This window comes from Streptomyces sp. NPDC006265 (assembly GCF_040613555.1).
Lineage (GTDB): Bacteria > Actinomycetota > Actinomycetes > Streptomycetales > Streptomycetaceae > Streptomyces.
Map to the genome: position 1 here is coordinate 1 of NZ_JBEXSH010000325.1, position 8,987 is coordinate 8,987.

At 71.4% G+C, this 8,987-nt stretch carries 8 protein-coding genes and 1 pseudogene; 4 read left to right on the top strand and 5 right to left on the bottom strand.

Annotated elements, in window-relative coordinates; translation table 11 throughout:
* Positions 1-449: 449 nt before the first annotated feature.
* From ABZ281_RS24720 to ABZ281_RS24730, 3 genes and pseudogenes are all read left to right on the top strand, one after another.
* Positions 450-947: an SRPBCC family protein gene (locus ABZ281_RS24720; RefSeq protein ID WP_356658754.1), complete on the top strand. Its 498-nt coding sequence runs from the start codon at positions 450-452 to the stop codon at positions 945-947.
* On the top strand, positions 944-1,792 hold the full coding sequence (locus ABZ281_RS24725; RefSeq protein ID WP_356658756.1) for a helix-turn-helix transcriptional regulator: 849 nt from the start codon (positions 944-946) through the stop codon (positions 1,790-1,792). Before ABZ281_RS24720 ends, ABZ281_RS24725 begins: the two co-directional genes overlap by 4 nt.
* 260 nt (positions 1,793-2,052) lie before the next feature.
* Positions 2,053-2,625, top strand: a pseudogene (locus ABZ281_RS24730) (IS5/IS1182 family transposase); the annotation flags it as partial.
* A gap of 39 nt (positions 2,626-2,664) precedes the next feature.
* On the opposite strand, the gene ABZ281_RS24735 reads toward ABZ281_RS24730, so the two are convergent.
* The 5 genes from ABZ281_RS24735 to ABZ281_RS24755 all read right to left on the bottom strand — a co-directional run bounded on the left by ABZ281_RS24735 (position 2,665) and on the right by ABZ281_RS24755 (position 8,127).
* Positions 2,665-3,507, bottom strand: a complete 843-nt coding sequence (locus ABZ281_RS24735) for a hypothetical protein (RefSeq protein ID WP_356658758.1) — start codon at positions 3,505-3,507, stop codon at positions 2,665-2,667.
* Between the two features lie 449 nt (positions 3,508-3,956).
* On the bottom strand, positions 3,957-4,724 hold the full coding sequence (locus tag ABZ281_RS24740) for a hypothetical protein (protein WP_356658760.1): 768 nt from the start codon (positions 4,722-4,724) through the stop codon (positions 3,957-3,959).
* A 280-nt stretch (positions 4,725-5,004) separates the two neighbouring features.
* The gene (locus ABZ281_RS24745) at positions 5,005-6,336 is read right to left on the bottom strand and encodes a phosphatase PAP2 family protein (RefSeq protein ID WP_356658762.1); all 1,332 of its coding nucleotides are present in this window, start codon (positions 6,334-6,336) and stop codon (positions 5,005-5,007) included.
* A gap of 127 nt (positions 6,337-6,463) precedes the next feature.
* Positions 6,464-7,204 (bottom strand): GntR family transcriptional regulator, encoded by a 741-nt coding sequence (locus ABZ281_RS24750; protein ID WP_356658764.1) that lies wholly within the window; start codon positions 7,202-7,204, stop codon positions 6,464-6,466.
* A 68-nt stretch (positions 7,205-7,272) separates the two neighbouring features.
* The gene (locus tag ABZ281_RS24755) at positions 7,273-8,127 is read right to left on the bottom strand and encodes a LysR family transcriptional regulator (protein ID WP_356658766.1); all 855 of its coding nucleotides are present in this window, start codon (positions 8,125-8,127) and stop codon (positions 7,273-7,275) included.
* Positions 8,128-8,230: 103 nt separating this feature from the next.
* Here ABZ281_RS24755 and ABZ281_RS24760 point away from each other — a divergent pair, with 103 nt between their 5' ends.
* On the top strand, positions 8,231-8,956 hold the full coding sequence (locus ABZ281_RS24760) for an SDR family oxidoreductase (protein WP_356658768.1): 726 nt from the start codon (positions 8,231-8,233) through the stop codon (positions 8,954-8,956).
* Positions 8,957-8,987 lie beyond the last annotated feature (31 nt).

Consider the following 8,987-nt stretch of genomic DNA (forward strand, 5'->3'; position numbering starts at 1 on the left):
CCGCACCGGCCGAAACCCCAAGTACGTCCAGTACGAGGGCTTCCGGCCGGCACGCCGAGAGCACGCACCGGACGCCGCTCCTCAACGGGCAAACGCTGCCTGCCGCGGCACTAGCCAGGTGATCTACATGCTGGACACTGCCCCACCACCAGCCCGAGCCGCCCCACCCACCACCACGCCAGCGGCCGTGACCAGCCGAAATCAAGATGGCGGAGGTTCATTGCGGGAGCAGAAGCTCTTGGTCGGGTCGCTGCCAGAGCAGCGGCCGACCCGGTTAATCGGTTGCGGACCTTCGGGATGGCATCTCACACCAAACTTTCTCAGCCAGCAGCGCTCCGGCGACGACACGACGGACGCTGCGCCGTTGACACGGCGAACACGACGAGACCGCGAGGGTATGTACTGACAGGTGTCTGCCTCGGGCAGGCGCTGACCGCGATGCTCGTGGCATGACCAAAACGAGTGTCCCGATCACCGTCTTCGCCCGTACAACGTCCAGCCCCGCGCACACCTACCAGGTCATCGTGCCGATCGACCTCGCCCAGGTGTTCAAGCCGTGGGGACCGTTCCCCGGCGTCGCGGAAGTGCGCGACCAGACCGGCACCTGGAACCGGCCGGGGACGTCGCGCCAGACCTGGTTCACTGACGGCTCCAAGGCCGACGAGCGGCTTACCGACATCGCGGAGGGGCACGGGTTCGCCTATGAGCTGAGTGGCTTCACCAACGTGCTGGCCAAGCTGATCTCCGGGGTGCGCGGCGAGTGGTCGTTCCTGCCCGATGGCACCGGCACGTCGATCCGGTGGACATACGACTTCCGGCCGCTGCCAGGCCGCCGCTGGATCGTCGCGGGGCCGTTCAAGCCGCTCTGGGCCCGCTACATGCGCGCTGCACTCACCAGGATGGTGACTGTGGTGCAGGAAACGCCCGGTGGCATCATGGAGGAGTGAGCGACCTGAGCTTCGGCGCCTTACTGCGCGGCTGGCGCGACCGCCTCGACCCGGCCGACGCCGGCTACGCCCGGTCGGCCCGCCGCCGCTCCCCTGGCCTGCGCCGCGAGGAACTCGCCGAGCTCGCCGGCCTCTCCGTCGAGTACGTGCTGCGCCTGGAGCAGGGCAGGGCCACCCATCCCTCCGCGCAGGTGGTCTCGGCCATCGCCCGCGCGCTGCGGCTCACCCCGGCCGAACGCGACCAGCTCTTCCGCGCCGCCGGCCTGCTCGCCCCGCGCGACCACACCGTCGGCACTCACGTGCCGCCGAGCATCCGCCGCCTCGTCGCCCGCCTCGGTGACCTCCCGATCGGCGTGTTCGCCGCCGACTGGAGCCTGCTGTGGTGGAACGACATGTGGACGGCTCTGCACGGCGACCCGTCCGGCCTGGCGCCCGCCGAACGCAACCTCGCCCGCGCACTCTTCGGCACGGGAGAGGGTCGCTGGCACCTGTACCCCGTCTCATCGGCGGCCGGACAGTACGCGTTCGAGACGGCGATCGTCGCGGACCTGCGCGAAGCGGTCGCCCGCTATCCGGCCGACCCGGAGCTGGCCGCGCTCGTGGACGGGTTGCGCAGGGCCTCGCCGTTCTTCGGTGAACTGTGGGCCGTGGCGGGCATGGAGCAGCTGACTGGGGACCTGAAGACGATCAGCCATCCCGAGCTTGGCGACGTCACCCTGGACTGCGACGTGCTGACCTTGCCGGGAGTCGACCTGCGCATCGTCACCTACACAGCGGCCCCGGGAACCCGCGGCGCCGACCAACTCGATCTCATGCGTGCGTCCCGGCTCAGCGAAGCCCGCTGACAATCGGGGCGCCGAGGAACTCATTCGGCATCTGGCCGTTCATCGCAAACATCCTGCGGGGTGCCAAAACACGGCCCTCGTCGGTGTGCAGGAGGGGTGCGGGGCAAGCCGGAGCCGCTGCGCGGGAAGTTGACCAAGCTGGCCGATCGCGGCTGGCTGCACAAGCGGGGTGACGGCAAGTTCACCGTGCGCCTGTAGTCGCCGGACTGGAAGAGCGGGCGGGCGTAACCGGCGGGCCTCCGGCGGCAGTTGAGTTTGGTGTGAAGACCAACAACAAGACCGTGGAGGGCCCTGACGGCCTTGTCTACACCGCTCGCCTGCCGCTGTCGAGCGCGACCTGGAACTGGCTCGCCGACCTGGTGCGCGGCCATCTGAAGAAGACCGGCTCGCGGTGGCGGGCGCTGCCCGCCGGGAAGATCGCCGGCATCGTGCTTGCGGTACTGCGCTGTGACCAGCGGCCCGGCGACCTGGCCGGTGGCAACGGCATCCACCGCACCACCGTCACCCGCTGGGTGCGGGAAGTCGTCGGCCTGCTCGCCGCCCGCGCCCCGCGCCTGGACCGCGCACTCAAGAAGATCGCCCGAAAGGATGGCGGCATCGTACTGCTGGACGGCTCGCTGATCCGCACCCGCCGCCGCACCGGAGACGCGAACCTGAAGAACTACGCCGGTAAGAGCAAATGCCACGGACTACTCGTGATCGCACTCACCGACGATCGTGGCCGGCTGCTCCGGGTCTCCGCGGCCCGGCCGGGACGCACCTCGGAGGTCACCGCCTGCCGACACGACCACCTCACCGCCCATCTGCGCGCGACCGGCCTCGGCGCCACATCCCCGACCTCACGGCGGCGTCGCGGTCGGCCGGGTTCCGAGTCAGGGGTGCTCGTAGAGCTGAAGGAGGCCGCCGAAGGAGAAGCACGAGGCGCCGGTCAGGGTGGCCCAGTCGGCGATGCCCGCGTTGATCAGGCTGCCGGTGGAGGGCCGGGTGAAGGCGACGAGGGCCGAGAGCATGAAGAGGACGGACCCGAGCTGGTTCACGGCGACGATCCACCAGCCGAGACTGCGGCGGCGGACGCAGAGGCGGCCGTGGCAGATCTCGACGAACGCGAGGTGCCCGGAGACCAGGAAGAGCACGCAACCGATGACGTCCGGGGCCCAGATCAGCCGGTTGATCTGCTGGACGCTCAGCCCTTGGAGGAAGGAGTCCAGCAGGTCGCCTGCGAACACCAGGGTGCCGGCGAAGAGGACGAACGCGCTCAGCCAGTCCACTCGCGCCGGCTCGTAACTCCACCAGTGCCAGCCGTGGGTGACGAGCCGGCCCTCACCACCTGGCACGTGGCGGGGGGCGTTGATGACCTGGAGCAGTGAGACGTAGCCCCCGGTGGTGAAGAACAGGCCGCCGGCGAAGTAGACGGAGGCGCATGTGGTCGCGTCGGCGGAGCCGAACTGGGCGATAGCGGCGCCCGCCGTGAAGAGGGCTCCGCCGATGATGAAGGCGGTGGCGGCGGTGATGTTGAGCCTGTGCTGGCGGCGGAGTGCGACCTCGCCGGCGCTGATGTGCCGCGTGGCGGGTGAGCCGGGCGGCCGGACGGCGATGGTCCCGCGCCGTCGGGCGGGCCGTGACTCCCATACGGCGGTACTTCCGTCCGGAGGGTGCCAGGTGAGGCGCGTGGTGAACGGTCCCGCTCCCTCGGCGCGTTGCTCGGTCCGTCCCACGGGCAGAGCGTAGGTCGCCTGCCAGGCCGTCCCGCGGGCGAAACGCCGCGCAATCCCGCACGCGCGTTGCACGCCCTGGTGCGCCCCCCGCGGGAGTGCCACCCTGAGGGGCCCATGCCGCGTATATCACCTGATAGAGGTGTTCGATGGACAGCATCTGGTCGCTGCTCGGCCTTCTCCTCTGCATATCGACCCCGCTGCTGGTCCTCCTGCTCGCCATCGTCGGATCGGCGGCGCCGGACTATGGCTTGCATCGAGTTCCGGCGCCGCCCATGACCCCACCTCCAGGCGTCCCTCCGAACGCGGCCCGGTTCTTCGCCGGTGCAGGGGGATCGACCCCGTCGGGCATAGGGTCCGCCCTGAGATCCTGCTCAGGCGGGCCACGTCCGCGCCGGCCGACGCCCCGGCTGCCGCGGCGTCGGCATCGTCGGTGCTCGCGAGTGAGGTGATCACGCCGGACAGGCCGATGAGGCGAAGTCACCACCGCGGCCGGCTTCTCGGCGGCCCTCAGTAGCGGTGGCCGGGCCGGTGCCGGTCCGTCCAGCGGGCCTCGTCGGTAGGTGGGAGCAGCCGTATCCGGTGCCGCAGATCCGCTGACGCGCCCGACTCGCGGAGCCGCGCCGCTGCGTGACCGAGGAGCCAGGCGACCAGGTCGGCGCGCATCTCCTCCGCGTCGTTCTCGTACCAGTCGACGCTCCATGGCAGGAGGGGGCGGTGCGCTTGCGGAGCCCCCGGCAATCCGCAGCGCGTGGGCTGTCTCCCAGGAGTTCGTACTCCCATTCCGCCGCCGCCTCGGCCAGACGCAGGTCGCTGAGGCGCCCGGTCTGCCTCTCCCATTCGGCGAGCCAGGGCTCCAGCGTTCCGGACGCCTCCGCACACAGCGCGAGGACCTGGTGCGCCGGTACGACCGCGTCCGGGTCGGTGAGGCTCTGCACCCACCAGGCATGGAGGAACTCGCGTACCGGGCCGGCGTGTTCGTCGGGCCACTGCTGCCAGCGGCCTCGGGCCAGGGAGTACCCGGCCTCTTCGAGTCGTCCGAACATCGGATCCGCGCGACCGGCGACCAGGACCGTGGCGAACTGCGGCAGGATCCGGCGCGGCACGGCGGCGTGATCGGACCAGTCGATGGCCTGCCAGGTCCGGCGCAGGAGGTCCGGCTCCAGTGCCAGGTCCGCGTCTTCAGCAGGGCGAGCTCCTCCGGGCTGCCCCGGTGGCACTCGCAGTTGTGCTCGTCCGGATGCGCGGTCATGCCGCGAAAGGTGACGGAGAGGTTCTCCAGCGCCACGTCGAGGCGGCACCGTGCGGGACGGTCGGTGAGATGCATGTGCCCGGCCTTCGAGGACTCCGTCCGGCTCCCGCCGTCCGAAGGGCGCCACCTTACCCGCGTACCGCCGTGTCCGGTGGCCGAGCGAAGAGCGCGACCGGCGGGCAGGGGTACAGGACGGTCGCCCGAGCGGCCTCCATGACGTGACCGGGACCTCGGCGGCGCGACACGGCTCAGACCGGTTCGGGCTGCGGTTCCGGTTGCCGGGCCGGCGCGAGCGTCGATTCCCACAGCCTGGTGGTCCGTACGTAGCCGAGGATCACCGAGGTCATCGCCAGGATGAGAAGGGGCCCGAACACCTCCGGGTGGCCGGCCATCCTCATCGGCAGGTAGCGGTAGGACACCAGGAGCGCGACGAAGATCGTGGTGCCGTGGACGAGCAGCCGGACGCCCTGCCGGTCCCAGCCGCGTGCGAACGAGCGCAGCGCCGCCTCGATGGTCAGCGCGAACACCACGCCGGCGACCAGGTCGACGCCGTAGTGGTAGCCGAATCCGAGGGTCGCGGCGAGGGTGGCGACCAGCCAGAACGTACCCGCGAACCGGAGTGGCCGGGGCGCCCGGCGGGTGTGGATGAAGATCGCGACAGCCCACGCCGTGTGCAGGCTGGGCATGCAGTTGCGGGGGGTGATCCCGTCGTACGTCATCGGGGCGGGGGTGCTGATCGGCAGCGGCGTGTGCGGCCACAAGTTGGCCGCCGCCCATTCCACGCCACCGGTGCCGGAGGCGCCCGGGCCGTAGGCGAAGACCGGTCCGACCACCGGGAAGAGCATGTAGATGCCGGGCCCCAGCAGCCCGATCACCAGGAAGGTGCGCACCAGGTGATGGCGCGGGAAGCGGCGTTCGGCCGCCACGTTGCGCAGTTGGTGGAACGCGACGACGACGGCGGCCACCGCGAGCTGGCCGTAGACCAGTTGGAGAACGTGGGAGCTGACCGGGTCCGTGGCCTCGACCAACCGGCCCGCCAGCCACGAGGGGTTGCCCAGCGCGTGATCGGCCATCGCCACGTACTGGTCGAGCACCGTCGGGCGGGTCTTCGACGTGATGAGGAGCCAGGTGTCGCCGGTCTTTCGGGCGGCCACCAGCAACAGGCCCAGCCCGACGCCCTTCAGCAGCAGGACGCGCTCATCGCCGGTGCGGCGTGTCACGGCAACGACCGCGAAGCCCAGCATCACCCACAACGCACCGGTGCCGAAGAACCCGCCGTCGCTCATCTCGCCGCCGGCGGCCCACCGCACCGGCAGGAGGGCGGCGTCGACACCGATCGCGGCGCCGGCCGCGATGAACCGCTGCCGCCAGGTCAGCACCACCATCATCAGCACCAGACCGCCGTACAGCGGCCCCGGCTTGGGGGCGAGGAGCAGGGCCTGCACCTGGTTGGTGATCGGTCCCGGTTCGCCGTAGCGGCGTGCGGCGATCTCCAGCGCGACGAGGAATCCGAACGCCACCACACCCGCCGCGATCCACAGCATCGCGCGCCCGTGGCGCCACACACCCCACGACGACATGCCGCTTATTCGCGCCAACACCTGCGATGCCCTGGCTGTCAATCTTCTGGCCGATTCATCCGAATGGCTGGGGGGAGGGACGGCGATGGCAGGACCATCGCACGGTCGAACATGTTATCGGAGTGCCTCATCCGGTCGCCGCTTCCGCGAACTGATCGGTGTCGAACAGCTCGTTGATGTGCCCGCCGAGTTCCAGCCAGTGGCGTCCGGAGAGAGCGGCGGCGGCGCGGGCGTCGCCGCCGGCGCAGACCTCGATGAGCCGGTCGTGGTGCTCGATGGTGTTGCGTCCGCCGAGCAGGGTGGAGAACTTGCGGTGGAGGATGCGGTGGATCTGCGGGTGGAGCTGCTCGACGATCCGGCTGAGCACGGGGTTGCCGGCGGCCGTGAGGGGGACGGCGTGGAAGCGGTCGTCGGCCGCGAGCGCGGCGTCGGTGTCGTCGGTCGCGACGGCCCGTTCGAAGTCGCGGTTGGCCGCGCGCATGCGCCCGAGGTCCTGCTCGGTCATGACCGGGACGGCCGCTTCCACGGCGAGCTGGTCGAGGGAGCGCAGGACGGCGAGGGTGTTCTCGACGTCGCGGCGATTGAGGGTGGTGATGCGGGTGTAGACGCCGGGCTTCGCTTCGACCAGGCCGATGTCGGCGAGCCGGGCGAGCGCCTCGCGCACGGGGGTGCGACTGAGACCGAGGCGCTCGGCGAGCTCACCGTCCCTGACCTTCTCGCCGGGGACGAGTTCCCCCCGCACGATGGAGTCGCGCAGGCGGTCGAAGACCTCGTCACTGAGGAGGCGGCGGGAGACGGGGCGGTCGAGTGACCCGAGAACCTCACCGGCCGCGCCGCCCGGCCCTCCACGGCGGCCACTGGGTGACACACGTCGGGGCGGGCCACCGGCCGACCTCCGCAGTCGCGCCCTCCCTGCTGCGAACGCACCCGCACCCGCTACGAACTCACCCGCACCGCCGTCCGGACCAGCGCCGCCACGTCCCGGGACCGGCTGTGCGGTGGCCAGGCGATCACCGTCGTGACCGTTGGCGCGTCCAGGACCGGCACGGCGGTGACGTCCTCGCGCAGCCGGGTCCGGCAGGACTCCGGTGCGATCCAGCAGGCCCGGCCGAGTGCGATCAGCTGGAGCAGTTGCGCGTGGTCGCGGGCCTGGGGGCCGGGGCCGTCCGGGTACCTGCCGTCGGGGCCGGGCCAGCGGGGCATCGGCAGGTCGGACAGGCCGGTGACCTCGGCCGTGCGGAGGTGGGGCCGGCCGGTGAGGGGGTGCCCCGCCGGGAGCAGCGCGACCTGGCCCTCCGTGCAGAGTTCTTCGGTGTCGAGGCCGGCCGTGGTGTCGAACGGCAGGTGCAGCAGCGCCACGTCGGCCCGGCCGTCGCGCAGCATCGGACCCTGCTCGCCCATGCCGCACAGGAGCAGATCGACGGTGACCGCATCGGATTCGGCGGCGTGGGCGTCGAGGAGTTTCGCCAGCAGTTCGGCGGACGCGCCGGCCTTCGTGACCAGGACGACCCCGGCCCGGCCGGTCGTGGCGAACGCGGCGCGGCGGGTGCGGCGTTCGGCGGCCTCGACCGCGTCGAGCGCCGCCCGGGCCACCCTCAGGAGCACCGCTCCGGCCTCGGTCAGGGCGACCGCTCGGCTGTTGCGCTCCAGCAAGGTCGCCTGGAGTCGCCGTTCGAGCCGGCCGATCGCCCGCGACAGCGGGGGCTGCGCGATCCCGAGGCGCTGCGCGGCCCTCCCGAAGTGCAGCTCCTCGGCGACGGCGACGAAATACCGCAACTCCCTTGTCTCCACGCCGTCATGGTACTGCTCCGACCTGGATCGATACCCGTGCGGTATCGCCGTCCACCCGATCGGTGTTGGCCGGCCGGCACCGGGCCCGAGCAGGATCGACGGCATGAGCGAACAGACGATCGCGCTGGTGACCGGCGCGAACAAGGGCATTGGATACGAGATCGCGGCCGGTCTGGGCGCCCTCGGCTGGAGGGTCGGGGTCGGCGCCCGGGACCGTGAGCGGCGCGAGAGTGCCGTGGCGAAACTGCGGGCCGCCGGTGTCGAGGCGTTCGGCGTGCCGCTCGACGTGACCGACGACGCGAGCGTGGCCGAGGCCGCCCGGCTGGTCGAGGACACCGCCGGACGCCTCGACGTGCTGGTCAACAACGCCGGGATCACCGGCAGTGTGCCGCAGCTGCCCACCACGGTCGATCCGGCGACGGTACGGACGGTCGTGGAGACCAACGTGATCGGGGTCATCCGCGTCACCAACGCGATGCTGCCGATGCTGCGCCGTTCACCGGCGCCGCGGATCGTCAACATGTCCAGCGGCGTCGGCTCACTCACGCGGCAGACCACTCCCGGCAGCGACACGGGCCCGATCGCCGTCGCCTACACGCCGTCCAAGACCTTCCTCAACGCCGTCACCGTCCAGTACGCCAAGGAGCTCGGCGACACGGACATCCTCGTCAACGCCGCCTGCCCCGGCTACTGCGCGACCGACCTCAACGGTTTCCGCGGCACACGCACCCCGGCGCAGGGCGCGGCGGTCGCGATCCGGCTCGCGACGCTGCCCGCCGACGGCCCGACCGGCGCCTTCTTCGACGACGAGGGCGAGGTGCCGTGGTAGCCCCGGGGGGAGCGGCGGGTCCGTTCAGCCG